General features: G+C 50.5%; 26 protein-coding genes. 10 read left to right on the top strand and 16 right to left on the bottom strand.

Annotation, left to right across the window (positions count from 1 at the left end):
- Window positions 1–5 precede the first annotated feature (5 nt).
- From NF212_RS04465 to bolA, 5 genes are all read right to left on the bottom strand, one after another.
- Window positions 6–638, bottom strand: a complete 633-nt coding sequence (locus NF212_RS04465) for an NADH:ubiquinone reductase (Na(+)-transporting) subunit D (RefSeq protein WP_054670237.1) — start codon at window positions 636–638, stop codon at window positions 6–8.
- Window positions 631–1,422, bottom strand: coding sequence for a Na(+)-translocating NADH-quinone reductase subunit C (locus tag NF212_RS04460; RefSeq protein ID WP_434359210.1), 792 nt, complete (start codon window positions 1,420–1,422; stop codon window positions 631–633). Before NF212_RS04460 ends, NF212_RS04465 begins: the two co-directional genes overlap by 8 nt.
- On the bottom strand, window positions 1,409–2,659 hold the full coding sequence (locus NF212_RS04455) for an NADH:ubiquinone reductase (Na(+)-transporting) subunit B (RefSeq protein WP_434359208.1): 1,251 nt from the start codon (window positions 2,657–2,659) through the stop codon (window positions 1,409–1,411). The genes NF212_RS04460 and NF212_RS04455 overlap by 14 nt, the downstream gene beginning before the upstream one ends.
- 3 nt (window positions 2,660–2,662) lie before the next feature.
- Window positions 2,663–4,003 carry a Na(+)-translocating NADH-quinone reductase subunit A gene (locus tag NF212_RS04450; protein ID WP_434359206.1) on the bottom strand — a complete coding sequence of 447 codons (1,341 nt, stop codon included), beginning with the start codon at window positions 4,001–4,003 and terminating at the stop codon, window positions 2,663–2,665.
- A gap of 469 nt (window positions 4,004–4,472) precedes the next feature.
- Window positions 4,473–4,787 (bottom strand): transcriptional regulator BolA, encoded by a 315-nt coding sequence (gene bolA / locus NF212_RS04445; RefSeq protein WP_434359204.1) that lies wholly within the window; start codon window positions 4,785–4,787, stop codon window positions 4,473–4,475.
- Between the two features lie 195 nt (window positions 4,788–4,982).
- Between bolA and NF212_RS04440 the strand changes: the two genes are divergently transcribed.
- The 7 genes from NF212_RS04440 to NF212_RS04410 all read left to right on the top strand — a co-directional run bounded on the left by NF212_RS04440 (window position 4,983) and on the right by NF212_RS04410 (window position 11,359).
- Window positions 4,983–6,107: a methyltransferase gene (locus NF212_RS04440; RefSeq protein WP_434359202.1), complete on the top strand. Its 1,125-nt coding sequence runs from the start codon at window positions 4,983–4,985 to the stop codon at window positions 6,105–6,107.
- 33 nt (window positions 6,108–6,140) lie between these two features.
- The gene (locus tag NF212_RS04435; RefSeq protein ID WP_434359200.1) at window positions 6,141–6,710 is read left to right on the top strand and encodes a YajG family lipoprotein; all 570 of its coding nucleotides are present in this window, start codon (window positions 6,141–6,143) and stop codon (window positions 6,708–6,710) included.
- A 258-nt stretch (window positions 6,711–6,968) separates the two neighbouring features.
- A complete protein-coding gene (locus NF212_RS04430; protein WP_434359198.1) occupies window positions 6,969–7,331 on the top strand; it encodes a hypothetical protein in 363 nt (120 codons plus the stop codon).
- Window positions 7,332–7,381: 50 nt separating this feature from the next.
- Window positions 7,382–8,719 carry an AmpG family muropeptide MFS transporter gene (locus NF212_RS04425; protein WP_434359196.1) on the top strand — a complete coding sequence of 446 codons (1,338 nt, stop codon included), beginning with the start codon at window positions 7,382–7,384 and terminating at the stop codon, window positions 8,717–8,719.
- A 272-nt stretch (window positions 8,720–8,991) separates the two neighbouring features.
- Window positions 8,992–9,765, top strand: coding sequence for an outer membrane protein OmpK (locus NF212_RS04420; RefSeq protein WP_434359194.1), 774 nt, complete (start codon window positions 8,992–8,994; stop codon window positions 9,763–9,765).
- A 108-nt stretch (window positions 9,766–9,873) separates the two neighbouring features.
- Window positions 9,874–10,761, top strand: coding sequence for a 2-dehydropantoate 2-reductase (locus NF212_RS04415; RefSeq protein WP_434359192.1), 888 nt, complete (start codon window positions 9,874–9,876; stop codon window positions 10,759–10,761).
- Complete coding sequence (locus NF212_RS04410) at window positions 10,748–11,359, top strand: DJ-1 family glyoxalase III (protein ID WP_434359190.1); 612 nt, start codon at window positions 10,748–10,750, stop codon at window positions 11,357–11,359. The genes NF212_RS04415 and NF212_RS04410 overlap by 14 nt, the downstream gene beginning before the upstream one ends.
- Window positions 11,360–11,423: 64 nt before the next feature.
- Here NF212_RS04410 and thiI read toward each other — a convergent pair whose 3' ends face one another.
- The 3 genes from thiI to pomA form a co-directional block, all read right to left on the bottom strand.
- Window positions 11,424–12,872: a tRNA uracil 4-sulfurtransferase ThiI gene (gene thiI / locus NF212_RS04405; RefSeq protein ID WP_434359188.1), complete on the bottom strand. Its 1,449-nt coding sequence runs from the start codon at window positions 12,870–12,872 to the stop codon at window positions 11,424–11,426.
- A 162-nt stretch (window positions 12,873–13,034) separates the two neighbouring features.
- A complete protein-coding gene (locus NF212_RS04400) occupies window positions 13,035–13,958 on the bottom strand; it encodes a flagellar motor protein MotB (protein WP_434359186.1) in 924 nt (307 codons plus the stop codon).
- A gap of 9 nt (window positions 13,959–13,967) precedes the next feature.
- Window positions 13,968–14,729: a flagellar motor protein PomA gene (pomA, locus tag NF212_RS04395; RefSeq protein ID WP_054670206.1), complete on the bottom strand. Its 762-nt coding sequence runs from the start codon at window positions 14,727–14,729 to the stop codon at window positions 13,968–13,970.
- Between the two features lie 309 nt (window positions 14,730–15,038).
- On the opposite strand from pomA, the gene xseB reads away from it, so the two are divergent.
- The 3 genes from xseB to dxs are packed head-to-tail and all read left to right on the top strand — an operon-like array spanning window position 15,039 to window position 18,069.
- The gene (xseB, locus tag NF212_RS04390; RefSeq protein WP_434359183.1) at window positions 15,039–15,287 is read left to right on the top strand and encodes an exodeoxyribonuclease VII small subunit; all 249 of its coding nucleotides are present in this window, start codon (window positions 15,039–15,041) and stop codon (window positions 15,285–15,287) included.
- A complete protein-coding gene (gene ispA / locus NF212_RS04385) occupies window positions 15,280–16,179 on the top strand; it encodes a (2E,6E)-farnesyl diphosphate synthase (protein ID WP_434359181.1) in 900 nt (299 codons plus the stop codon). The genes xseB and ispA overlap by 8 nt, the downstream gene beginning before the upstream one ends.
- A gap of 24 nt (window positions 16,180–16,203) precedes the next feature.
- A complete protein-coding gene (dxs, locus tag NF212_RS04380; RefSeq protein ID WP_434359179.1) occupies window positions 16,204–18,069 on the top strand; it encodes a 1-deoxy-D-xylulose-5-phosphate synthase in 1,866 nt (621 codons plus the stop codon).
- Between the two features lie 65 nt (window positions 18,070–18,134).
- Here the strand turns inward: dxs and NF212_RS04375 are convergent, their stop codons facing one another.
- From NF212_RS04375 to ribBA, 8 genes are all read right to left on the bottom strand, one after another.
- The gene (locus NF212_RS04375; RefSeq protein ID WP_434359177.1) at window positions 18,135–18,722 is read right to left on the bottom strand and encodes a PqiC family protein; all 588 of its coding nucleotides are present in this window, start codon (window positions 18,720–18,722) and stop codon (window positions 18,135–18,137) included.
- Window positions 18,722–20,371, bottom strand: coding sequence for an intermembrane transport protein PqiB (gene pqiB / locus NF212_RS04370; protein WP_434359175.1), 1,650 nt, complete (start codon window positions 20,369–20,371; stop codon window positions 18,722–18,724). The genes NF212_RS04375 and pqiB overlap by 1 nt, the downstream gene beginning before the upstream one ends.
- A complete protein-coding gene (locus NF212_RS04365; RefSeq protein WP_434359173.1) occupies window positions 20,364–21,722 on the bottom strand; it encodes a PqiA/YebS family transporter subunit in 1,359 nt (452 codons plus the stop codon). The genes pqiB and NF212_RS04365 overlap by 8 nt, the downstream gene beginning before the upstream one ends.
- Window positions 21,723–22,045: 323 nt before the next feature.
- On the bottom strand, window positions 22,046–22,534 hold the full coding sequence (gene pgpA / locus NF212_RS04360) for a phosphatidylglycerophosphatase A (RefSeq protein WP_434359171.1): 489 nt from the start codon (window positions 22,532–22,534) through the stop codon (window positions 22,046–22,048).
- Window positions 22,531–23,511 carry a thiamine-phosphate kinase gene (gene thiL / locus NF212_RS04355; protein WP_434359169.1) on the bottom strand — a complete coding sequence of 327 codons (981 nt, stop codon included), beginning with the start codon at window positions 23,509–23,511 and terminating at the stop codon, window positions 22,531–22,533. Before thiL ends, pgpA begins: the two co-directional genes overlap by 4 nt.
- 71 nt (window positions 23,512–23,582) lie before the next feature.
- Window positions 23,583–24,035, bottom strand: a complete 453-nt coding sequence (gene nusB, locus NF212_RS04350; protein WP_054670188.1) for a transcription antitermination factor NusB — start codon at window positions 24,033–24,035, stop codon at window positions 23,583–23,585.
- A gap of 11 nt (window positions 24,036–24,046) precedes the next feature.
- Complete coding sequence (gene ribH, locus NF212_RS04345) at window positions 24,047–24,517, bottom strand: 6,7-dimethyl-8-ribityllumazine synthase (RefSeq protein WP_434359167.1); 471 nt, start codon at window positions 24,515–24,517, stop codon at window positions 24,047–24,049.
- Between the two features lie 158 nt (window positions 24,518–24,675).
- The gene (ribBA, locus tag NF212_RS04340) at window positions 24,676–25,785 is read right to left on the bottom strand and encodes a bifunctional 3,4-dihydroxy-2-butanone-4-phosphate synthase/GTP cyclohydrolase II (RefSeq protein WP_434359165.1); all 1,110 of its coding nucleotides are present in this window, start codon (window positions 25,783–25,785) and stop codon (window positions 24,676–24,678) included.
- Window positions 25,786–25,809 lie beyond the last annotated feature (24 nt).

Below are 25,809 nucleotides of genomic sequence, written 5' to 3'. Positions count from 1 at the left end.
CGCTCTTACTCCTTAGCTTCTACTTGTTCTGGCTTGTAGATGCGGATAATCCAGATCATGAAACCGATCAGGAAGAACGCAGAAGGAGCCAGCAGCATCAGACCGTTAGGCTGGTACCAGCCACCTTCAGAAACCAGAGGCAGAACAGACATGCCGAACAGCTTGCCTGAACCCAGCAGTTCACGGAAGAATGCAACAGTAATCAGAACGAAGCCGTAGCCCAGACCGTTACCAATACCGTCGATGAATGATGGCAGTGGAGCAGACTTCATAGCGTATGCTTCAGCACGACCCATTACGATACAGTTGGTAATGATCAGGCCAACGAATACAGACAACTGCTTAGAGATGTCGTACAGGTAGGCTTTCAGAATCTGGTCAACCACGATTACCAGTGATGCAATGATCGCCATCTGAACGATGATACGTACACTGTTTGGAATGTGGTTACGAATAGCAGAAACAAACAGGTTCGAAAACGCTGTTACGAATACTACCGCCAGAGTCATAACGAATGCTGTTTCCAGCTTGGTCGTTACCGCCAGCGCTGAACACACACCCAGGATTTGCAGGGCAATTGGGTTGTTGTCCAGAACCGGGGAAAGAAGATTCTTCTTCAGTTCTTTAGTATCAGCCATTGTTCAGGGCTCCTTCACGAACCTTGGTCAGGAATGGGCCGAAGCCATTGTTACCCAGCCAGAAGTCGAAAGTGTGCTGTACGCCGTTACCGGTCAGGGTTGCACCAGACAGGCCGTCGATACCGTGGATATCTCCAGGTTGTGCGCCACCTTTCACGATGCGGATAGCTGGCTGACCTTTGTCATCAAACAACTTCTTACCAGCCCACTGTGCACGCCAGCGTGGGTTTTCAACTTCACCACCCAGTCCCGGAGTTTCACCTTGCTGGTAGTAAGTGATGCCACCAACGGTGTTACCGTCAGTTTCAACCGCTACAAATGCGTACATCATTGACCACAGGCCGTTACCGTGCATAGGCAGGATAACTTCGCTGGTCTGGCCCTTGTCGTTTTTAACCAGGTAAACCTTAGCCAGGTTTGCACGACGGATGATTTTCGCTACGTCCTGATCTGCAGACAGCTTGATGGACTCTGCTGGATCTTTAGCAGCAACACGCTGGTCATAAGCCTTAGCTTCGTCAACGGTACCAACAAAATCACCGGTAGAAAGGTCAACCAGACGCGGTTCGATGAACTGATCAAACGCTTCGTTGATTTGCTTCTTACCACCTTCAACAGTAATACCGGCTACTTGCAGGATGTTACGCTGAACATCCAGCTTGGCATTGTCCTGTTGCAGCGGACGCAAAGATACTGCAGCCAGTGATACAACCACTGAGCACACAAGGCTCAGGGCAATAACCACTGTCAGCGTCTTTTTAATACTATCGTTATTGCTTGCCATTGCGAGCCAGTCTCCGTTTGATGTTGCTTTCCACCACCAGGTTATCGAACAGCGGTGCAAACAGGTTCGCGAACAGGATTGCCAGCATCATGCCTTCTGGATAGGCAGGGTTCGCAACGCGGATCATTACCGCCATCGCACCAATCAGGATGCCGTACCACCATTTAGCTTTGTTGGTGAAAGACGCTGACACTGGGTCAGTTGCCATGAACACCATACCGAAAGCAAAACCACCCAGAACCAGGTGCCAGTGCCAAGGCATGCTAAACATTGGGTTAGTATCAGAACCAATGATGTTGAACAGCGTCGCAGAGGCAATCATACCGATCATTACACCGGCGATGATGCGCCATGAAGCGATACGCATGAACACGATCATTGCGCCACCCAGGATGATAGCCAGGGTAGAAACTTCACCAATTGAACCAGGCAGGTTACCAATGAAGGCATCCATCCAAGAGATAGTGTGACCGGTTGCACCGTTCATCAGTGCGCCCTGACCACCTGCAGCCCACTGGCTCAGAGGAGTCGCACCTGAGTAACCGTCTGCTGCAGTCCACACCAGGTCACCAGAGATTTGAGCCGGGTATGCAAAGAACAGGAACGCACGGCCTGCCAGTGCTGGGTTCAGGAAGTTACGGCCAGTGCCACCAAAGATTTCTTTAGCAACAACAACACCGAAAGTGATACCCAGGGCTGCCTGCCACAGTGGCAGTGTTGGCGGTACGATCAGTGCAAACAGGATAGAAGTAACAAAGAAACCTTCGTTAACTTCGTGCTTGCGGACCATACAGAACAGCACTTCCCAGAAACCACCAACAAGAAATACTGTTGCGTAGATTGGCAGGAAGTAAGTTGCGCCAAGCAGCATCTTGCTGCCCCAGCCTGCTTCAGCAGCAGTCATGGAGCCACCGAGCATCTCGGTCAACCAGTAGTGCCAGTTGCCTGCAACGTGTGTAGCCAGGGTTTCCGCGTTGTACATCTGAGCCAGAGCTTCGATAGCCTGGTTACCAGCGTTGTACATGCCCCAGAACATCGCTGGGAACACGGCAAACCACACCATAATCATGATGCGCTTGAGGTCTACTGCGTCACGGACGTGCGTAGTAGAACGGGTTACCAGACCCGGGGTGTAAAAGAGGGTCGCAGCTGCTTCGTACAGTGCAAACCACTTTTCATACTTCCCGCCTGGTTCGAAGTGCGGTTCAATCCGCTCAATGAAATTCTTCAGGCTCATGGATTACCCTTCCTTATCAATGGTGTCCAGACACTCACGGAGCATCGGGCCATAGTTGTACTTGCCAGGGCAAACAAATGTACATAGAGCCAGATCTTCTTCATCAAGCTCAAGTGCACCCAGACGAGCAGCACTGTCTGTGTCACCAGCACACAGGTCACGCAGCAACATAGTTGGCTCGATGTCCAGCGGCATTACTCTTTCATAGTTACCGATTGGCACCATTGCACGATCACTACCGTTGGTGGTAGTTGTCATGTTGAAAAGCTGGCCTTTGAAGAAAGTGCTCAGGAAGGAGCGGGTAACAGAGAACTTGTTTTTACCTGGGACAGCCCAGCCAAACAGTTCTTTTTCATAGCCTTCACGCAATGCACAAACCTGCATGTGGTAACGACCAAGATAGGCATGAGGGCCTTCTGCATTACAACCACACAGTACTGAACCGGAAACAACACGAACATCGCCAGGCATCAGTTCGTTATTTACCAATTCATCAGTGCTTGCACCCATTACAGTGCGAACCAAGCGAGGATTATTTACTGCTGGACCAGCCAGAGAAACAACACGCTCACTAGAGATTTCACCTGTAAGGAACAGCTTACCAATCGCGATAACATCCTGATAGTTCAGGTGCCAAACCACGTTATTGCTGCTCGCTGGACGCAAGAAGTGGATGTGTGTACCGACCAGACCCGCAGGGTGCTGACCTGAGAACACATGCTCTTCAACATTGCTCTGCTTGCTACGAGGCAGGCTTGCACCACTTTTACACACGAACACCTTGCCGTCAGTCAGGCGAGATACAACATCAAGGCCTGCGACAAACGCGTCCTGATTCTCATTGATGATGAGCTCAGGGTTAGCTGAAAGTGGGTTGGTGTCGATAGCAGTAACAAACAATGCAGCAGGTGTTGAATCAACAGCTGGTACTTTGCTGAATGGACGGGTACGCAGAGAAGTCCACAAACCTGATTTCACCAACTGGTCTACAACAACCTGGCGATCCAGGGAGCCCAGTTGAGCGGCTTCAAATTTGTCGAAAGTGATCTGCTCGTCACCTTCAACCTCAATCACTACAGACTGAAGTACACGCTTGGCACCACGGTTGATCTCAACGACCTTACCGCTGACTGGCGCAGTGAAAAGTACACCTGGGTTCTTCTTGTCTTCAAAAAGAACCTGACCTTTTTTCACTACATCGTCAACGCGAGCATGCATAGTTGGACGCATACCCACGTATTCTTCGCCAAGCAAGGCGACACGTTTGATGGCTGGGCCATCGCTGATAACTTGGGTTGGCTTACCCGCGATGGGGATATCCAGACCCTTTTTTATAGTAATCATACGCACTTGCACTTTATTAACGGAAAAAGAATTCAGTTATTGCGCGATTTTGACACGACTTTCCACTGTCCGGCCGGCAAATCCACAGCCAACCGTCGCAACATCCAAGAAACCAACATTTCACATTTATTAAATGTGGCTGGCTAACAAGCACGGGATTGTATCATCAAGGCAAGTTGTGATTCTATGGCTATCAACGTGATAAAGGCTGAATTTTCATGAATACGCGAGCCCTTATTCCGTCTAATTTTTAAGTTGGTCAAATAACCACCAGAATCGCGTTATTTTGCCAAGTTACATTCCCATTACGTCTATCAAAATCAACGAAAAGAATTTCATTAAGCCTTAACAAGTAACCGATGAGTCACCTGTTTTGAGCGAGAAAAATGATCACAAAATGTTAATCAAATGTCTCAACACCTGTTTATTGACCATTTTAGCAACAAGGATACGTCACCCCGCCGTCGCTCTAATCGTTCTTGGAACCACCGTGACAAGGCGGCGAAACCGGCGCCTGACCGTTAAGACCATTCCATTCACTCTCTGTATAGGTATGCATGGCCAGAGCATGAATATCATTTTGAAGTTCTTCGGACAGAACCTGATTTACTGCTCGGTGTCGGGTAAGAAGGCGTTGGTTATCGAAGGCACCACTTACGATAACAACTTTGAAGTGGCTTTCTGAGCCGGAAGGAACATTGTGCATGAAGCTTTCATTTACAACTTCCAGGTGGGCCGGTTTAAAGGCTTCCCGTAGCTTTTCTTCTATTTTTGTTTTAATCATCACCGATGACTTCCTCGCGTGATTTTCGATTTTGGGCTCAAAAATACACCAAATTAAGTTCTGACTAGCTAGTTTAGACCCTCACTACCAGTACCACCAGCGCCCTTTTTATGACGTAGATTGTATTTATCGACAAATTTGGGACAATATCCGACCTTGTCCCGGCCCCCACTCTTTAAATGAGAAACCATACTCATGAACAGTGCATTTTCCCTTCTGGGTGTTGAGTTCACTCTTAACCGATTTCCAATTCGCCAAAAAGAAACCTTCCAAGCCTGGGATGCCTCAGATGAGTATCTCATTGAACATGTTGAAACCTGTCTTCCGCCGAAGGGGTCAAGGATACTGATCCTCAATGACAATTTCGGAGCCCTGAGTTGTTGGTTTGCCAGCAAAGGGTATTCCGTCACCCTGGTTTCCGATTCTTTTATTGCCCATGAGGCCACCCGCCAGAACCTTTTGCAAAATGGGCTTGGGGAAATAGAACATGTTGACTGTCTTGCCCCGTTCCCAGAAGACAGTGCCCTGGTGCTATTACGCCTGCCGAAAAGCCAGCGCCTGTTAAGCTGGCAGCTATCAAAACTCTCAAAAGATTTACCGACGGGTATACCTGTCGTAGGTACTGCAAAAGCCCGGGACATCCACACCAGCACCTTGAAACTGGTGGAAGAATATCTGGCTCCCTGCACCACTTCCCTAGCGAAGAAAAAGTCCCGCCTGGTATTTTGCGAAACCGCTAAAAATGGAAGTAGCATTCCCGAAACCACATCTTTTTCGGTACCGGAATTTGGCATGACACTCCACAACCACGCGAGTGTCTTTGCTGGACAGAAACTGGATATTGCCGCTTACCTGATGCTTCCCCACATTCCCCAGGATGGAGCAATGAAGCACATTATTGACCTGGGCTGCGGCAATGGCGTCCTGGCTCTTCAGGCTGCCCGGCTTAACCCTCGGGCAAAAGTAACCTGCGTGGATGAGAGCCTCATGGCTGTTACCTCGGCAAAGCTCAATATGCAGGCAGACCTGGGCCCTGAAGTAAATGCAGACTGGCTAGCCAATGACTGCCTTACCGGTTTCGAGACAAACTCGGCTGACATGGTTCTTTGTAACCCCCCTTTCCACCAGCAGCACACAGTCACTGATCATATTGCATGGCAGATGTTCCGTGATGCAAAGCGCGTATTAAATAAAGGCGGGAAATTCTTGGTGATCGGCAACCGTCACCTTGGCTATCATGCTAAGTTAAAAAGGCTATTTGGCAGCAGTCGCGTTATCGCATCGAACGCCAAATTTGTTATCATCGAAGCATATAAGTAACCGGCACTTTTCAGTTAAAGGATGCTAACGACAATGAAAAAACTCATTATTACTTCTGCGCTGTTTTTACTTGCTGCCTGTTCAGCGCCCCAGCAGCCGACCATTAACCTTGACCTGAAACCGGTAACCACCTCATCCGTACCAGGACAGGGGAAAGCGGTTTCCTTAACCAGCCGCGATCTGCGAACTGCACAGTTTATTGCAGTGGTAGACAATGGCCGCCAACAGGTTCAGCCTCTGCAGGCCAGTCAGAACCTGCGTGTTGCTTTGGAAGAAGTCCTGTCTAACCAACTTCGTTCCCAAGGCTTTAACGTTACTGCGGGAGCAAAAGGCACCGTTCGCCTGGATATCCTGGATGCGTTGGTAAAAGTTGAGCACAGTGTGTTCTCGCACCACGTCACCAGCAACGTACAAATCCAGATCGTTGCTGAGTCTCCGAAGGGTAAATTTGTGAAACGCTACAATGGCAAGTCAATCACAGAAGGTGCAGGCAGTGCATCGGTTGAAGATATGGAAGCATCTATCAACAACCTGCTGAATTCTGTGCTGAAAGATGTCGCAGCAGATCAGGAGCTGTCTCTCTATATGGTGCAGAACTTCTAACCCTGAAAATGAAGTCAGCCATACCGGCAAAATCAAGGTGTGGCTGACAATTATATAAATATTCAAATACAAGTCCCAATTTACAACTTCCCTCCCTCCTTCTCTGCTACCCACACCTATACTTTGTCTTAAATACGAGTCATTTACTGACCAGATAAGATAACCATAAATCATTCAAAAAAATGAACCGGTTAACAATGGCTCACGGTCTGACGGCACGTCAAAATCATACTCGCCCTTGGGAGGAGGGGATTTACCATGTTGAGGCTAGTGGTAAACAATACGCTTTGTGACAAGAACAAAATCTCTGATTTTGTTGAGATCAAAGCACCTGAATTGGCGCAACACGCAATTTTTTTTCTTGATGGTGGCAGTTGGGATAACCTGAAAAAGATCTGTGCAACCCAGCTGATGGGCTGGTGGCGCCTTGAACCTGTTGATTCAACAGAGCCAGCCAATGACTATGAATCGGCGTATTGGCACCTGTTATTCGCAATAGAACGCCATTCGCTGGAAACCATCCTGGCAAGCCGGTTTTTCCAACACCAGATCCGTGAAGTCTCCGAATACTTGCTCGGAGATGGTGCACTACCACAGTTTGTACATGGTATTCGTCCCTGAAGCACGCTAGCATAACCGCATGAACTAGCAAAATTTTTGGGGACACATGTATGGCATGGGGTTGGAAGGAAACCTTTAAAAGCTATTTAGACCGACGCCTGATGTGGGTGTTTATGATGGGGTGTGCCAGCGGATTCCCGTGGGTGCTTATCGGATCAAACATGTCAGGATGGTTAAAGGATGCAGGACTAAGCCGGGCTGCAATAGGCTTTTTCGGCTCCATCTTCGTTGCCTACACATTTAACTTCCTTTGGGCTCCACTCGTAGACAGGGTAAAACTCCCGTTTCTCTATTCCCGGCTTGGCCAGCGCAGAAGCTGGATAATCTTCACTCAATTCATCATCCTAGCCTGTACCCTGGGTATAGCAACCACCAATCCGTCTATCAGTCTGGTGTTAACCTCTGCCTTGGCACTGGGGATCGCCATTGCCTCTGCAACCCAGGATATTGCGGTTGATGCTTTCCGTATAGACAGCTTCGGTGAAGACGAAGGCCACAAACTGCCGCAGGCTTCCGCTATGGCCGTCATCGGTTGGTGGACTGGTTATTCCCTGCCCGGCTATCTCGCCTTTATTAATGCAGACAGAATTGGCTGGAATGGTGTCTACCTTGGTATGGCGGGTATCGTCTGCCTGTTGATTGTCTTTACCTTATTGGTAAAAGAACCGGTGACCAACCGGGAAGCCCTGCAGGCAGACGCAAGTAAGCGGGTTAAAGGCTGGCTTGGTGAGGACTCGCAGGGCTTTAAAGTTTGGTTATTGGTGACCGTTGTTGAACCTTTTGTCGACTTCTTCCGCCGCAATGGCCTGAAAATTGGCATGACGGTCTTGCTGTTTGTTTTCCTGTTCAAAGTCGGCGAAGCCTTCCTGGGCCGGATGTCTATCGTTTTCTATAAAGAGGTTGGCTTTAGCAACGAGCAAATCGGTGAATATTCCAAACTGATTGGCTGGGGCTTTACCATCCTGTTTACACTGCTTGGCAGTGCCATCAACGTACGGTTTGGCGTAATCAAAGGGCTGCTGATTGGTGGTATCGCGATGGCGGGCAGCAACATGATGTTTGCGTGGATGGCCCAGGTTGGTCCTAACGAAAACCTGTTCCTCGCGACTATCATCGTTGATAACTTTACAACCGCGTTCTCTACCATTGCATTTGTATCCTTCCTGACCTTTATGACTGGCAGGGCGTTTTCCGCAACCCAGTATGCTCTGCTCGCATCACTGGGCAATGCGTCCAGAACGCTGTTGTCATCTTTCTCCGGCGCGATGGTTGACTGGCTGAACGGAGACTGGACTCTGTTCTTCATCATTACAACGCTGATGGTCGTTCCAAGCCTGATAATGCTGGTATTTTTGGGCAAACACTTTATAAAAATCACCAAGTCCTGATTTACAGTCTGTTACAAACCACCCCGGAATATTACCGGGGTGGTCAATTCGCACAAATTCCCCTTTTATACAGCCACTTGCATGGAACCGAGATCACATCCTCTCTTCCATAAATAAATTCTTTCAGTGCGCCAGATCACAATACGCAAAGGTTTGCGCAATCATTGCATTCCAAATTGTGACGCAAATCCATAGAATTCGCGGCGAATCCCAAGTTATCCGCAGTTCCCCGGCGGTTAATCAATTGAGAAAGCAATAGCAAGAGGTTACGAATGCGCAAATCTATCGTCGCTCTGAGTGTTCTGGCAGCAACTGCAGCCATCCCAGCCCAAGCTGAATACCTTTACGGTTTCGGTAACATGAGTGTGAACTACCTGGATTGGACCAAGGGCACTGAAACTCGTTCAGGCGGTTTCAAGGAAGATTTCGTATTCCTGGAACTGGAAGGTGGCGCTGGCTTTAACTGGGGCGAAATGTACGGCTTCATCGATCTGGAAAACATCCAGGATGGAGACAACCAGACCGCTACCACCACCAAAGGCTCTATCACTTACAAGCTGGGTCTGGGTGAAACCCGCCTATTTGCACAAACCTATTCAACCCAGAACACCGGTTTCCAGGCACGTAACAACGTACTGGGTCTTTCTTATGCATTCTCTGGCAATGGTTGGTCTTTCAACCCTTGGATTGGTGCACACCACACGACCACCAACGATTACAACGGTATGAACGGCGGTATGCTGGGCTGGTCTACTTCATACAGCTTCCATGCGTTTGGCGAGAGCTTTATGGTGAGTAACTGGCATGAGACTGAGTTTGGTCGCAATGCCGATTATGTGACTGTTATGAAGAAAGATGAAAAGACCAATGAAATGTTCGACGCCAACGGTGAAACCGATGACCTGTCCTACAATGGTGCTATCGCTTTCTGGTGGAATGCAACCGAGTCACTGACTACCGGTGTACAGTGGCGTTATGCTTTCAACAAGCTGGGCGGTGCCGGCAACTCAAACGCAGTAATCTATACCCTGAAGTACAACTTCTAATTTGCTGCAAAGATTGCAAACTATTCAAACAGGCACCTCCGGGTGCCTTTTTTAATATGTGAAAAACCCGTGCTATTCTGTTTCCCTGATTTATTGAAGGGTTATGTTGTGAATATCACTATTGTTGGCGCCGGAGCAATTGGTACCCTCTTTGGTATCAAACTGGCAAAAAGCGGTCACAGGGTGCATTTTCTTACCCGCCACCAAGAAAACCGGATTGAACGTTGCCTGAACGGGCTGGATCTGGTTGAGTTTGTATCCAATTCTGCAGACGAAGTCGCCCACGCAGATCTGGTCATTGTCACGACCAAGGCATTTCAGGTTTGCGGAGCGCTGAAACCCTGGCTTGAACACTTTCCTGTAAAGGCTGATATTCTGTTGTTGCACAACGGAATGGGGACCGCACATAAAATAGAAAGCTACACCAAGGCACACCGGCTTTTCCTGGGTACCACAACTCACGGTGCCATGCGCCTGACAAGCTCTGAATTTCGGCATGTAGGCCAGGGAGAAACGCGTATCGGCGCTTTCCACCCTGACATCAAAGAACCGGAATGGCTTTCTTCTGTCCATAAAGCTATCCCTTCAACCCAGTGGCACTCCGATATTCACCAGGCATTGTGGTTAAAACTTGCCGTAAACTGCATGATTAACCCTCTAAGCGCCATACACCAGTGCAAAAACGGCCAACTTCTGGATGACGGTTTTCAGGATACCTGGCAGCAAATGAGCAAAGAGATCTCTGCAGTCATGGTTGCTGAAGGCGTAGAGACTACACCGCAGGAAGTCCTTTTCATCACCCGGAAGGTAGCATTGGCTACCGCAGAAAATTATTCATCGATGAACCGCGATATCCACTATCATCGTCAGAGTGAAAATGCATTTATTACCGGTTATTTGCTCGACCGTGCAGATTACCATGGGCTCGATGTGCCTCAGAACCGGGCTCTATGGCAGCAAATAACCGAATTGGAGCAAGGCTATGAAAACACCTAAGGTACTGGTCTGCCTGGCAACAGGCACCGAAGAATTGGAAGCCGTAACCGTCATGGACATTATGGTTCGTGCTGGGTTTGAAATGGTGGCAGCCAGTTGTGACCCGGATGGGGAATTACTGCTTACCGGCTCGCGCGGCATTAAGCTGGTTGCCGACGTCCCATTGGTGAAGGTCGCCGATGAGGAGTTCGACTGCATTGTCCTGCCGGGTGGTGTCGATGGTGCAACGACTTTGGGTAACAGCGCACTGATCCAGGAAATGATTAGCCAACAGCAAAGTGATGACCACTACGTTGCCGCTATCTGTGCTGCGCCTGCACTGGTGCTGCAAAAGCATGATTTCTTCCCCAACGCCTACAAAACCTGTCACCCAGGCTTTATTGACGCGATTCCCGAGGCGCGCAGGAATTCAAGGCGAGTTGTCCACGACAAGGAGCATAAGCTCATTACCAGCCTTGGTCCCGGCAGCGCGTTGGAGTTTGCAGTAGAGATTGTCTATGCACTGGGAGGAAAGGAGAAAGCCTTGGAAGTGGTTCGTCCTATGACGACGATGCCAAGCCTCAATTACGAGTACAAATTTACTGAAGGCGATGCGTAACAAGCGTTGAACATACAAAAAACCCCGGCATTCAAACCGGGGTTGTTATCAATTAAATGGAAGGTTAAGGGCGGTAAACCTTCACATTTTCGAAACCGTTCTCTTTCAGGTACAGCGCCTGAAGGCGGCTCATTACACCACGCTCACAGTAGAGCAGGTAGGTTTTGCTCTGGTCAAGATCGCCGAACTTGGTTGAGAGTTTGAAGAAAGGAATATGGATTACTTCCACACCTTCCATTTCAAACGGCTTCTCATCTTCTTCTTCCGGCGCACGGATATCCAGAATAACCGCGCCATCAGCCGCAACATCAACCAATTCCACTTCCGGTGCTTTTTCACGGGTCACTGACCCGATTTCGCGGATATCCATAACCTTCGCATTCTCCACTACCTGGCGCAGCAGATCGAAGTTGAAGTTCTCTTCCTCTGCTTCCAGCTTCTCCTTCACCGCCTTCACAGTTGGTTTCTTGGAGATAACGCCGCAGTACTCAGGCATCGTTTTGGCGAAATCTTCCGTACCAATGTGACGGGCCAGCCTGATGATGTCTTCCTTGTCCCAGGTAATCAGCGGGCGCAGAATCAGGGTATCGGTCACACCGTCAATCTGACGCAGGTTAGTCAGGGTCTGGCTGGACACTTGCCCCAGAGCCTCACCGGTTACCAGTGCCTGGATACCGAAACGATCCGCAGCCATTGAAGCGGCACGCATGAACATACGCTTCAGGATAACACCCATCTGGCCATCATCAATTTTCTCCAGAATTTCAGCCACTACCGGCTCAAAATCAATGGAGATAAATTTCACCTTAGCGGAGGAACCGAACTTATTCCACAGGTAATAAGCGGTTTGCTGCACGCCGATTTCATGTGCTGCACCACCGAGGTTAAAGAAGCAGTAATGCACCTTGCTGCCGCGCTTGATATGCAAGTAGCTGGAAACACCTGAATCAAAACCGCCAGAAATCAGGCTCAGCACGTCTTCCTGAGTCCCCAGAGGGAAGCCGCCAAGACCTTCAAACCGGTTGATAATCAGGTTGAGGTTTTCTTTGTCCACCTCAAGGAGCACTGTCACGTCCGGGTTCTTCAACTGGACACGGGCAGACTCAACCGCCTGGTTCAGGCCACCGCCAACATAGCGTTCAACATCGATAGAGGTAAATTCGTGGTTACCACGACGCTTTGCACGGACACAGAAAGTCTTGCCTTCGATGTGTTCACGGGCATTTTCCAGCGTCATTTCATAAATATGGTGCAGGTCATTGAACGGGTGCTGTTCCACTTCCAGCACATGGTGGATCCCCGGCGTGTTCACCAGAACTTCCAGTACAACGTCACGCAGCGCATTGTCGCGTGGTGCCACTTCAATGTGGTCACGGCGGTTAAACACAGCAACACGATCCGTTTTCTTGGAGAGAATATTGCGAATATTGCTTTCGAGAATCTTGGTAAAACGCTTGCGAACAGATTCGCTCTTTACCATGACTTCCGGGTGAATTTTTACAATGAATTTCATAACTCGTTACGCCAGGGACCACAACAAAGGTGCGGATTATATACCCAAACGACCCTAAGATGCAGGTTTCAGCGTGAATTGATTGGTGACATACCTAAACGTAACCATAGACCAAAACGAGAACCGGATCCCCCTGAATAAGGAGATCCAGTTGAAAGGAGTTTATTGCTCGGTCGCTGATGCTCCCTCGGCGGAGATTTCATCGGAATATGCCGGTTTACCCTGCATAATCGCGATATCTACCCGTCGGTTTGCTGACCGGTTCGCTGGGGTGTCATTGGCAAAACGTGGCTCTGTATCTGCCAGGCCTTCCACGCGCAAGCGCATATGGTCAAACCCCCTGACCTTCTCCATCTCTTCTGCCACAGACACTGCGCGCTGGGACGAAAGATCCCAGTTTGAGCGGTAAAGTTCAGACTCTAGGGGTTGATCGTCAGTGTGGCCGGAGACCCGGACAATACCCGGGACATCTTTTACCAAATCGGCAATCTGTCGGATAAGAGGCCGGAATTTAGGCTGGAGGAATGCAGAGCCCGCCGGGAATGCCCCGTTTTCCTTAATGCGGATAACCAATTGCTGGCCAAGGTTTTCAACCTCGATGGCACCTTCTTCGATTTCACGCTCGAGAGCCTGTGTCACTGTCTGTTCCAGTTCAGCCATCGCCTGGCTTTCGTCTTGCTGGTCATTTTGGGCGGTTGCCGTGGAGTTCTTGCCCCCGCTCAAATCGCCGGAATCACGCTGGTTACCACCGGCACGATCAGAATCCCCTTCCTGGAACTCAAGGGTATTCTGAGTCATATCGATAGTTTGTTGCATAATCACTTCGATAGGGGTCGGTTCCGGGCGTCCGGGCCGGAATTCCTGTGCGATGATACTGGTGCCCTTCGGGATATCCTTAACCTCAAGGAGATTCTGGACACCGAATGCAAATTTCATCGAACCAGCGATCTGCTTGAACTTCAGTACATCCATTTCCGAAAACGAAAGCAGAAGTACGAAAAAGCACATCAGCAGTGACATCAGGTCAGCGAATGTACCCATCCATGCCGGTAGCCCAGGGGGGGGACATTTGCATTCTTCTTCCATCTTCCCTCCTTACTCTGCCTCGTCGAGTTTGCGTTTCTTCTCGTTGAGGTAGTTCTTGAGGTAACCATCGATTACACGAGGGTTCTGTCCATTCTGAATAGCGAGCAAACCGTCCAGGATCAGGCGACGGTTCATTTTTTCCTGGTCTTTACGGAGCGCGAGTTTGTCCGCAATAGGGATTGCAATCATGTTGGCAATAATTGCACCGTAAAGTGTGGTCAACAATGCAACCGCCATCGCCGGGCCGATTGCCTTCGGGTCATCCATGTTGGAAAGCATCGCAACCAGACCAACCAGCGTACCGATCATGCCCATCGCCGGTGCAACGTCACCGAGGTTGCTGAAAATACCGATCCCCATGTCATGACGTTCTTCAGTCAGTGAAATGTCCTTTTGCAACGTCATGTTCACAACATCCGCATCATGCCCGTCAACCAGCATATCCACGCCCTTTTTCATGAAAGAGTTGGTGACTTCCATCTCTTCCAGGGCCAGGAAACCGCCTTTACGGGCTGCGTCTGCCATCTCAACAATTTTAGCAATAAGATCTTCAGGGTCATCCGCCTTAAACATAAAGGCTTTACCCGCAATTTTTGCCGCTCCGAGAAACTGACCCAAGGTGTATTTCATCAAAACAACAAACAGGCCACCACCGATTACAATCAACGCTGACGGAGCATCTGCGAACATGCTGAGGGTTCCCCCCAACAGCATCGCCATCACAACGAAAGCAAAAGACCCGATAAGGCCAATTAGCGTAGCCAGATCCACTGCACACTCCCCAAAGGTTTTTTATCTTATTCACGAGAATTCTAACCTATGTGTTTGGTATCGGCAGCACGCTCCCTTAATTTAGTGTTAATCAAGTTCAAATTCTTTGCATAAAGCGCACGAAACTCGATTTTCATCTCCTTTTCAGGCGGTTGAAACACACCATTTCCCCAAACAATTTTTCAGGGTGACGGAAAAAGTAGCATCCGGTTGTGAAAACTCTGATTCAGGCACAGAAATTAGGCCTCATGTTTGACCCAACCAGAGTGCTGAGTTAACTTTTGCGCACTAAACGCAATGGTTATGATCATGGCAGCACAGAAGAAACCCGAAAATATGAGCTTTGAGGAAACCCTCGGAGAGCTTGACACCCTCGTTGACCAACTGGAGAAAGGTGAACTTTCCCTGGAAGACGCCCTGAAGAAATTTGAACGGGGTATTTCTCTGGTCCGCGAAGGCCAACAGCGCCTGACCCAGGCACAGCAACGTGTCGACATTCTGATGACACAAAGTGATGATGACCCGCTGACCCCATTCGAAGCCGATATCGATGAGTAACCAAACCCTGTCAGACTGGCTCAAGCACTTTCAGAACCGCAGTAACGAAAACCTCGCCCACTGGTTGGATACCTATGCTCACCAGGGTCTGGATCTGGTTAAAGCCATGCGTCACGGCTTGCTGCTCGGCGGTAAGCGTGCACGTCCGTTCCTGTCGTATTCGACGGGTACACTGTTCGGCGCGAATGAAGGTGACATTGATACCGTAGCGGTCGCCGTGGAATGTATCCATGCATACTCCCTGATCCATGATGACCTGCCTGCGATGGATGACGATGCGCTTCGCCGAGGCCAGCCGACCTGCCATATTGCTTTTGATGAAGCGACGGCAGTTCTTGCCGGTGACGCCCTTCAGACACTCGCATTTACTGTACTGGCAACGGGCCCGCTCAGTGACAAGGCCGAACCATACCGGGTACAGATGATTGCAGAGCTTGCGCAATCTTCCGGTGCAGCCGGCATGTGTCTCGGCCAGGCCCTGGATCTGGAAGCTGAAGGCAAACATGTTGGGCTGGAAGCACTACAGCAAATCCATGTAAACAAAACCGGGGCGCTTATCCGCTGCGCCGTCCGCCTGGGCGCGATGGCTGCCGGTAAGACAGGTGTCCAGTATTTAAAACAGCTCGACCAATATGCCGATGCTGTGGGCCTCGCATTCCAGGTTCAGGACGACATTCTCGATATTACCGGGGATACTGAGACACTGGGGAAACCACAAGGTTCTGATCTGCAAGCGGACAAGAGTACGTACCCTTCGTTGTTGGGACTTGAAGGTGCGATCGAAAAAACCCGTGAACTCAATCAAGAAGCACTACACGCCCTGCGTGCGATCCCCTACAATACCGAAAAACTGGAAGCGTTCGCTCAATATGTGATCGAGCGAAAAAGCTAAAAGCGAGCAGAGCGTCAAATTTCTATGACCCTAGATATTTCTAAGTACCCGACACTGGCACTGGCCGATACCCCGGAAGAGCTTCGCACCCTTCCTCGGGAGGTATTGCCACAGCTTTGTGATGAGTTGCGTACTTACTTGCTGAAATCAGTCAGCCACTCCAGCGGCCATTTTGCCTCTGGCCTGGGCGCGGTCGAGCTGACCGTTGCCCTGCACTATGTCTATAACACGCCGTTTGATCATATTATCTGGGATGTCGGCCACCAGGCGTATCCCCACAAGATCCTCACCGGGCGTCGTGACCAGCTTCCGACAATCCGCCAGAAAGGTGGCCTGCACCCTTTCCCATGGCGTGAAGAAAGTGAATACGACGTACTTTCTGTCGGACACTCTTCTACCTCTATCAGCGCCGGCCTTGGCCTTGCCATTGCTGAAGCAAAACGCGGTGACAACCGCAAGGTAGCCTGTGTAATCGGTGATGGTGCCATTACCGCCGGCATGGCGTTTGAGGCAATGAACCACGCCGGAGACGTCCACCCGGATATGCTGGTGATCCTCAACGACAACGAAATGTCGATTTCAGAGAATGTTGGCGCCCTGAATAACCACCTGGCCCGCCTGCTTTCAGGAAATTTCTACACCAGCATCCGTGAAGGTGGCAAGAAAGTGCTGTCCGGCGCACCGCCGATTAAAGAGCTGGTTCGCCGCGCCGAAGAACACTTAAAAGGTATGGTTGCACCGGGTACCCTGTTTGAGGAGCTCGGCTTTAACTACATTGGCCCGGTAGACGGACACGATGTGGAAGAGCTGGTAAAAACGCTCAAGAACATGCGCAACCTTAAAGGCCCGCAGTTCCTGCATATCGTTACCCGCAAAGGCAAGGGCTATGAACCGGCGGAAAAAGACCCTATCGGTTACCATGCTGTCCCTAAGTTCGATCTGAGTATCGACACGCTGCCAAAGAGCTCAGCGACCAAGCCAACCTTTTCTAAAATTTTCGGCGATTGGTTGTGCGACATGGCAGAGAAGGACGATAAGCTGATGGCTATCACGCCTGCCATGCGTGAAGGTTCCGGCATGGTGCGTTTCTCCAAAGAGCACCCGGATCAGTATTTTGATGTCGCCATTGCCGAGCAGCATGCTGTCACGCTCGCATCGGGCATGGCCATTGGGGGCTACAAGCCTGTCGTTGCCATCTATTCAACCTTCCTGCAGCGCGCCTATGACCAATTGATCCATGACGTTGCGATCATGAACCTGCCGGTGATGTTTGCCATTGACCGTGGTGGCATCGTAGGGGCTGACGGCCAGACCCACCAGGGTGCCTTTGATATCAGTTACCTGCGCTGCATTCCGAATATGGTGGTTATGACCCCGAGCGATGAAAATGAATGCCGCCAGATGCTGTATACCGGCCATATGTTCGAAGGCCCGACAGCTGTACGTTACCCCCGTGGCAGCGCCTGCGGTGCGGAAATCGAGCAGGAAATGACAGCATTGCCAATTGGTAAAGGGGTAATGCGCCGACAGGGCGAGAAAGTGGCCATCCTGAACTTCGGCACGTTGCTGCCGGGTGCGCTGGAAGCCGCTGACACACTCAATGCCACTGTAGCGGATATGCGGTTTGCCAAGCCTCTGGATGAAGAGCTGGTTGCTGAATTGGCCAAAACACACGATGTTCTGGTAACGCTTGAGGAAAACGCCATCGCTGGTGGTGCCGGTTCCGGTGTGATTGAATACCTGATGAAAAACCGCCTTTGCAAGCCGGTACTCCAGTTGGGCCTGCCGGATTACTTTGTCCACCAGGGAACCCAAGCGGAGATCCACGAAGAGCTTGAGCTGGATGGAAAAGGAATTGAAGCGCAAATTCGCCGCTATCTGGCAGATTAATCGTAGTTTTCCCGCCAAAAAATACCCCGTATAAAACGGGGTATTTTTTTGTCGTTTTAACGGCGTTATTTTGTCTTCGCGATGGTTCCCGCTATGGATGTTGTCAACTGCTCCACACCCTTCGACAAGGCAGAAACAAGCGCCTGGTAGCCACTTTCATCAAGCGGGATCTGGTAGGAGAACTCACGGACGTATTTCAGCTCTCCGTTACCATCCAGCACCATCCATTCCCCGGAAACGTCTGCATTTCCGTTGTAATCCCCATTGAATGCACTGATTTTCACCTGAAGGCTTGGCAAGCTCTGTGTCGCCATAGCCGGGGTAAGCTCTACCGGCCAGTACGCTTTCTGGTCTGCACGAAGATCCCGGGTGATCCGGCGGGTAAGCTGGTTGGCAATGCTTTCACCCCAGAGGTTTTGCTGGGCGATCACAATTTCTGAATCAGACACTTTGTAGACCAGTCCGGTACCGGCAAGGTAGTCAGCCATTTCCACCGGCTGAACTATCAGCAAAGGTTGGCCATTACGGGTAACCACCTGGCCTTGTGTTGCCGGGGTCGGCAACACAAAGGTATTAACAGTCGATTCACTGCCTGTCGTACTGCAGCCGGCCAGGGCGAGTACAGCCAGCAAAGCTGAAAGGGTTTTCTTCATCAGTTCTTTCCTTTAGCCGGTACTGGATCTTCACGCTTGGTATCACCGAAGATCAGAGCATTTGGCTTTTCATTAATCTGGCGCAGTACAGGTTTCAGCTCTGCCATCACATCGTTCATGTTTGCCAGTGCTTTCTCCAGGTCACGGTACGCCTGAGCATCTGGACTGAAGCCCTGTAGGGTATCCTGAATCTGCTGAAGGCTTTCGCGCACCTCACCCGGGATCTGTTGGGTATCTTTTTGCTTCAGCAATTTATCCAGGTTCCTGCCGACTTGGTTAAACGTCTTCAACGTTTGCTCTGTTGATTTGAGCGTACCGTCCATCGAAGCCAGCATGTTCTCCACCGGCAATGAATTAACCTTGTTGAGAATACTGCTCACCTGACGCTGAATTTGGGCAAACCCACCTGCTTTTGTCGGGAACACATCATATCCACGGTAATCGGTGACGTAATCCTGCTTTCGTTCATCCGGGTAAAAATCCGTATCAATGTAGAGTGCACCCGTCAGCAAGTTACCGGTTTTCAATGTTGCACGGAGCCCTTTCTTAAATTCCCGGGCAAAGTTTTCCTGCAGTTCCTTTGGTTTCATTGTCAGGGACGGATCAAAGAATCGGTCCGTTTCGATATGAACCAGTACCGGAATGCTGTCAGAAGAGAAGCCATTGACTCTGTTCGACAGGTGGAGCGGCACCTTTTCTACGGTACCAATACGGATGCCCCGGTACTCAACAGGCGCGCCCGGATTCAGTCCTCGAACCGACTCACTGAACAACATGGCGTATTCAAGGTAGTTTTCATACATCTGCTCACGCACCTGCTTCATGGTATCGAACAGCTTGAATGAGGCCATTTGCTGGGTAACCGGCGTTCCCTGGGGCGAACCGGAAGGTACGGTAAAACTTACCCCGCCGGTAAGCAGAGATTCCAGCGAGCCGATATCTACATTAAATCCCTGGGCATTCAACTGTAAATCAACACCGGAGGTCATCCAGAACCTTGAACGGGTCCGGACAAGGGCATCGTATGGCTGGAAGACAAAGAGCTGATAAACCGCCTTTCGCTTGGAGATATCAAAACTCACCTTTTCAACCCGCCCAACGGTATACCCCTCGTAAAGCACAGGGTCACCGACTGACAACTTTCCAGCTTCGCTTGAAGTAAGCAAAACCCGGAGGCCTTTGGCGTCAGGCGGCGCTACCGGCGGAACCTCCAGCATTGCATAGGAGTCCTGCTCTTCCTTCGCCTTTCCCGGCCTCAGTTCGATATACGCACCGGAAAGCAAGGTATCCAAGCCGGAAACCCCATCCTTGCCAATACGGGGTTTCACTACCCAGAACAGCGTATCCTTTCGCAGCAAGCCGGCGGCAGACTTGTCTATCTTGGCCTTGAGGATAATGGAGTTATAGTCTTCGCTCAGGGAAACCTTTGTGACGACCCCCACTTTGACACTTCGCGCCTTAATTTCTGTCTTGCCTGCCTCGATACCTTCAGCCGTCTGGACGGTAAGGGTGATTTCTGTCCCCTGGTTGCTGACATATTGGTACAGCATCCAGATTCCCACTGTCAGTGATATCAGGGGAATAATCCAAACAGCGGAAAACTTTTTAGTGGTTCTCACGTCTGCGGTAATTTTTGTGGTTTCATTCATGTTCCGCTTTTCCAACTAAACCGGACTCCATTGAAGTACGGGAATTGCTCTCTGGTTGTACTTTACCTTGTGATCCGTCAAAAGAACCCCAAAACACACGTGGGTCAAATACCAAAGCGGAACAGATAGTTAATACGACAACCAGAGCAAAATACAGCGCAGCAGGCCCAGGGGTAATGGACATCAAACCTTTCAGTTGGACCAGCGCCGTTAATATAGCCACAACAAAGACGTCTATCATCGACCAACGCCCAATGATTTCAGTCACCCGGTAATATTTCAGCCTGACAACTGACTCTCCGTCTTCTGACACCCTTCCCCGTTTCGCAGAAACGAACAACCAGGTCAATATCAACATTTTTGTCAGGGGGACGAAGATACTTGCGATAAAAATAACCATTGCAATGGGATATGAGCCCATATTCCACAGCATGATTACGCCATCCATGATCGTGGACACCTCCGTGGAGCCAAGGCTTGATGTATACATCATCGGATACAGGTTTGCCGGGATATAGAAAATGAATGCTGCAATCAGGAAGGCCCAGGCCCACTGCAAACTTCTCTCCGGCTCATAAGGCTGCAGCATGCTTCCGCAGCGCACACAGTTGCCGGGAACTTCACCTACAACCGGGTTTATTTGCTCGCAAAGCCCGCAGGCGACATGATTGCCGGACAGGTGTGTGTCTCCAGACTTCACACCATTTACCGGGTAGGACGGGAAAAGATGTTCCCACAGCCACTCTTTGTCTGCATTGCGCATACATTTGATCACCAGGACCGTGTAGGCACAAAACGCCCAAAAGGAATGTCCCATCCCCACATCAGCCAGCGATGCAATCTTCACCAGGCTGACAAGCACGCCCACAAGGAACACATCCACCAAAAGCCAGGTTTCTATCCGGAAAACCAACCGGCACAACTGCTTTATCAGGCCGGGATGCCTGATGGGTTTCGCCTTCCGTCTGTGTTTTTCGGCAACATGAAAGAGATACATCAGGGTAAGAATGTAGAGCGCCGGCAGGACAATAATCGTAATCAGCAACAGCACTGCCAGGGTGTTATTCCCGAAGTAGTGGAATACCTTCACCGCATACATCAGGGTAATTTCGTGCTTGATACCCTGTACGCTGAAGGACATAAACGGAAACACTGTACTGAGCAACAGCATCACGAGGCTGGAAATACCATACGCCATCATCGTCGCATGCGGGAATTCAATACGACGGACCAGTGTATGTCCACACCGGGAGCAACTGGCACTCTGCCCACCCCGCATTGGCGGTATTTCGGAAACGAGCCCGCACTCTTCACAAGCTATCAATGTACTTTCAGGCTCTTTTACGGACATGTTTACAACTGTTTGTGAGTGGCTTGATGGCCAACAAAATAGGTAGAAAACCAAGGGTAGCAGTGAACGGCAACAGCATCATCAGATTGGGAAAGTGTCACTGACGGTTCTTCAAAAATTGAATGCCCCCCTGATTTAGGAGAACCACATGATGCAAAAGTACAGAATAAAAGACCATAAAAATATCAAAACAAAGATAAATGGAATCTATGAATTGCCTTGGCATCATTAACTTACCGGGAAATACAGGCAGGAATTCTTTCACCAACCGGCTGAAGGCCCTTATTCAAAGGGCCTTATTCAAAGGGCCTTGGGTGCCTTATTTACCACCAGCCAAACCAGTGGGAGAGCAGAAACATGGTCATGGCTGACATCACACCGGCCACAATGTCATCCAGCATAATGCCGAACCCACCGTGGACATGCTGATCGAACCATTTGATGGGCCAGGGCTTAATCATGTCAAATGCACGGAATACCACAAAGCCCGCCAGGACACTTTGCCAGGAAACCACTGAAACGACACCCATGGTGATCCAAAAGCCCACAAACTCATCCCAGACAATGCTGCCATGATCGTGGACTTCCATATCAGACGAGGTTTTCCCACAAAGATAAATACCCACCATGGACGCAATTGCCACAATGCCCCAGTAGGCCGTTGCAGGCAACTGAGTCATCAGCAAATAGAAGGGGACGGCTGCCAGCGTTCCCATGGTTCCTGGTACGACGGCGGAAAGGCCGCTGCCAAACCCGGTAGCCAGCAGGTGGACCGGATTTGCCATACTCAATTTGTCGGTTGGTTTACTCACTTGTCGCTCCGAAAATGATCATAACCGGCCAAATCCCATTGTACTTCCCGGTTCCCCTGCATCACTTTGAGGCCGCTGCCGGGGCGGATTTGACCGATACAGGTGGCACTCACTCCGCTATGGGTCAATGCGCTTTGGACTGCACCTTTGTTCTGCTCTGAAACCGTAAAGCAAAGCTCATATTCCTCGCCGCTAGTCAGTGCAATACGTCTTGCCTCATCAACGTTTGCATAACAGGACAGGAATTCTGCAGACATAGGAAGAAGCTCGGCATCCACCACGGCAGAAACACCGCTTCGGTTCAGGATATGGCCAAGATCTGATACCAGGCCGTCTGAGATATCCACGCACGCAGAGGCAATCGACCTCAGGGACTGCCCGGCAAGCACCCTGGGGGTGCGCTTGTAATGACGCTTACACAGTACATCTGCCATCCCCAGTGTCGCATTTTTGCCGCCAAGGATGGCATCCAGCCCCGCAGCACTGTCACCAAGGTTTCCGGTTACATATACCCAATCACCGATGGATGCCCCGCCCCGGGTCAATGCGGTACCCGCGGGTACCACGCCTTGTGCTGTGATCGTAATGGACAGCACGTCGCCCTTCGTCGTGTCGCCACCGATAAGCTGGACATTGAAGTATTCAGCCAGTTTGAAAAAGCCGTCGCAGAACGCTTTCACCCAGGCTTCATCCGGCTCGGGCAGGGTCAGGGCAAGGGAAACCCAGGCAGGTGTCGCCCCCATTGCCGCCAGATCGCTGAGGTTGGCAGCCAGCGCCTTATGCGCGACGAGCTCAGCGGGTGCACAAGCGAGAAAATGGGTCCCGGCAACAAGCGTATCCGTTGTTACCGCCAGTTGATTGCCTTCCGGCACAGTCAGGATTGCGCAGTCGTCACCGATGGGGACATTGACGTCCCGGCGTGAAACGTTTTGCGTTTGGAAGTAGCGCGAAATCAGATCGAATTCACCGCAGGCCATTGCAGTTACCGTTGTTTGTGTTTTTTAGAATAGTTAGAAAAAAGGCCAGCAATGCTGGCCTTTTCAGGATATTACTTTCGAAGAGCTGGAACCAGCTTATCAAGTACACCGTTCACGAACTTGTGGCTGTCTTCAGCGCCGAAACGCTTGGCCAGCTCGATAGCTTCGTTAATGATGACTTTATGAGGTACGTCTTCGCGCTTCATCATTTCATACACAGACAGGCGCAGCAGTGCGTGTTCCATTTCATCCAGGTCCTGCAGGGGACGTGAAAGATATGGGCGCATTTTTGCATCCAGCTCTGCGTGATGAAGGGTCACGCCAGTCAGCAAATCGCGGAAGTAATCCACGTCGGTCTCCGGCGCACGCAGCGACGGCTCATCGCCCTGGAACGCTTCTTCTTCATAGCGTCCTGCGCTCAGGAATTGTTGCTCAATGTTGGCAACGTTTTCCTGAGAAATCTGCCAAGAGTAAATGGCTTGCAACGCAAACTGACGGGCATTACGACGTGCGGATGGTTTCACTCTACCCCCTGTTAGGAATCGATCTGGGACAGTACATTAACCATTTCAAGCGCGCTGAGTGCAGCCTCTGCCCCTTTATTACCCGCCTTGGTACCCGCGCGTTCGATGGCTTGTTCAATGGTATCAACAGTCAGGACACCGAAAGCTACCGGTGTATCAAATTCCAGCGCGACCTGTGCAAGGCCTTTATTACATTCACCGGCAACATATTCAAAGTGTGGTGTGCCACCGCGAATCACAGAACCCAATGCAACAATCGCATCGTAACGGTCTGATTTGGCAACACGCTTTGCCACCAGTGGCAACTCGTAAGCGCCTGGGACACGAATAACGGTGATGTTCTCTTCGCTGACTTGCCCCATGCGCTTGAGTGCATCAACTGCACCTTCCAACAGGCTTTCGTTAATAAAGCTGTTAAAACGGGAGATAACAATAGCAATCTGAGCATTTGGTGCGGCGATAGCGCCTTCAATAACCTTCATGGGCCTTCCTGTTGAGTATTCTAATCCGGTTAGAAAAACCGCGGGATTCTAGCACAGTTCAGGTGAAAGTCACCAGCCAGTATCCCGCATGATTTATGGCAGGAGGGTTCACTACCTGCCTAACTGTATTAAATATCTGTCTTTTAACCTGTGAATTGTTATTCGCAGACGTATTCGACAACCTTCAGGCCGAAGCCGGAAAGTGCGTGATAACGCTTGTTGCTGGATGAAAGCAGCTTCATTTCCCCAACACCCAGATCCGCCAGGATCTGAGAGCCCACGCCGACCCGGCGGGATGTACCCTGCCATTTTGCCTTGCGGGGTTCCTGTCCGGCGTCCTCGGCTTCAAAGAGTTTCACTTTTTGGATAAGGGAGTCAGTTGTCTCTTCACGCCCCAGGATGACCAACACACCACCCTCATCACTGATTCGCTCCATTGCCTGCTGCAAGGACCAACTTCTGTCAGCGGAGCGGTTGGAGTGGAGGACATCGGTGAAGGTATCCTGCAGGTGGACACGCACCAGCACCGGCTTGTCAGCCACCTCACCTTTTTTCAGGGCATAGTGGATCTGGTTGTCAATGGTGTCACGGTAAGTGACCAGCTCGAATTCACCGTACTCGGTAGGCAAGCGGCATTCTGCAACGCGCTCTACCGTGGTTTCGTTCTCGTTGCGGTATTCGATGAGATCGGCAATGGTACCTAACTTGAGACCGTGCTTCTCTGCAAAAATCTCCAGATCCGGACGGCGTGCCATGGTGCCGTCATCATTAAGGATTTCTACAATCACACCAGCTGGTTCAAAACCGCCAAGACGGGCAAGGTCACAGCCGGCTTCAGTGTGCCCGGCTCGAGTCAGTACACCGCCGTCCTGCGCCATCAACGGGAAGATATGCCCCGGCTGAACCAGGTCTGCCGCTTTGGCATCTTTCGCAACGGCAGCCTGCACAGTGCGGGCACGGTCAGCAGCGGAGATACCCGTGGTAACACCTTCTGCCGCTTCAATGGATACGGTGAAATTAGTGGTGAACTGGGCATTGTTGTCCGACACCATCAAAGGAAGGCCGAGGGTTCGGCAGCGGTCTTTGGTCATGGTGAGGCAAATCAGGCCGCGGCCATATGTCGCCATAAAATTGATCGCTTCCGGGGTAATCGCTTCGGCGGCAATAATCAGGTCGCCTTCGTTCTCGCGATCTTCGTCATCCATCAGGATAACCATTTTACCCTGACGGATATCGTCGATAATTTCCTTTGCGCTACTCAGTGCCATACAACAAGTCCTTCACTCACGAAA

Source organism: Parasalinivibrio latis (assembly GCF_036825535.1).
In the GTDB taxonomy this organism is placed as follows: Bacteria; Pseudomonadota; Gammaproteobacteria; order Enterobacterales; family Vibrionaceae; genus Parasalinivibrio; species Parasalinivibrio latis.
Note: the sequence above shows the minus strand (reverse complement) of the source record. Positions and strands in the feature narration are given on the sequence as shown.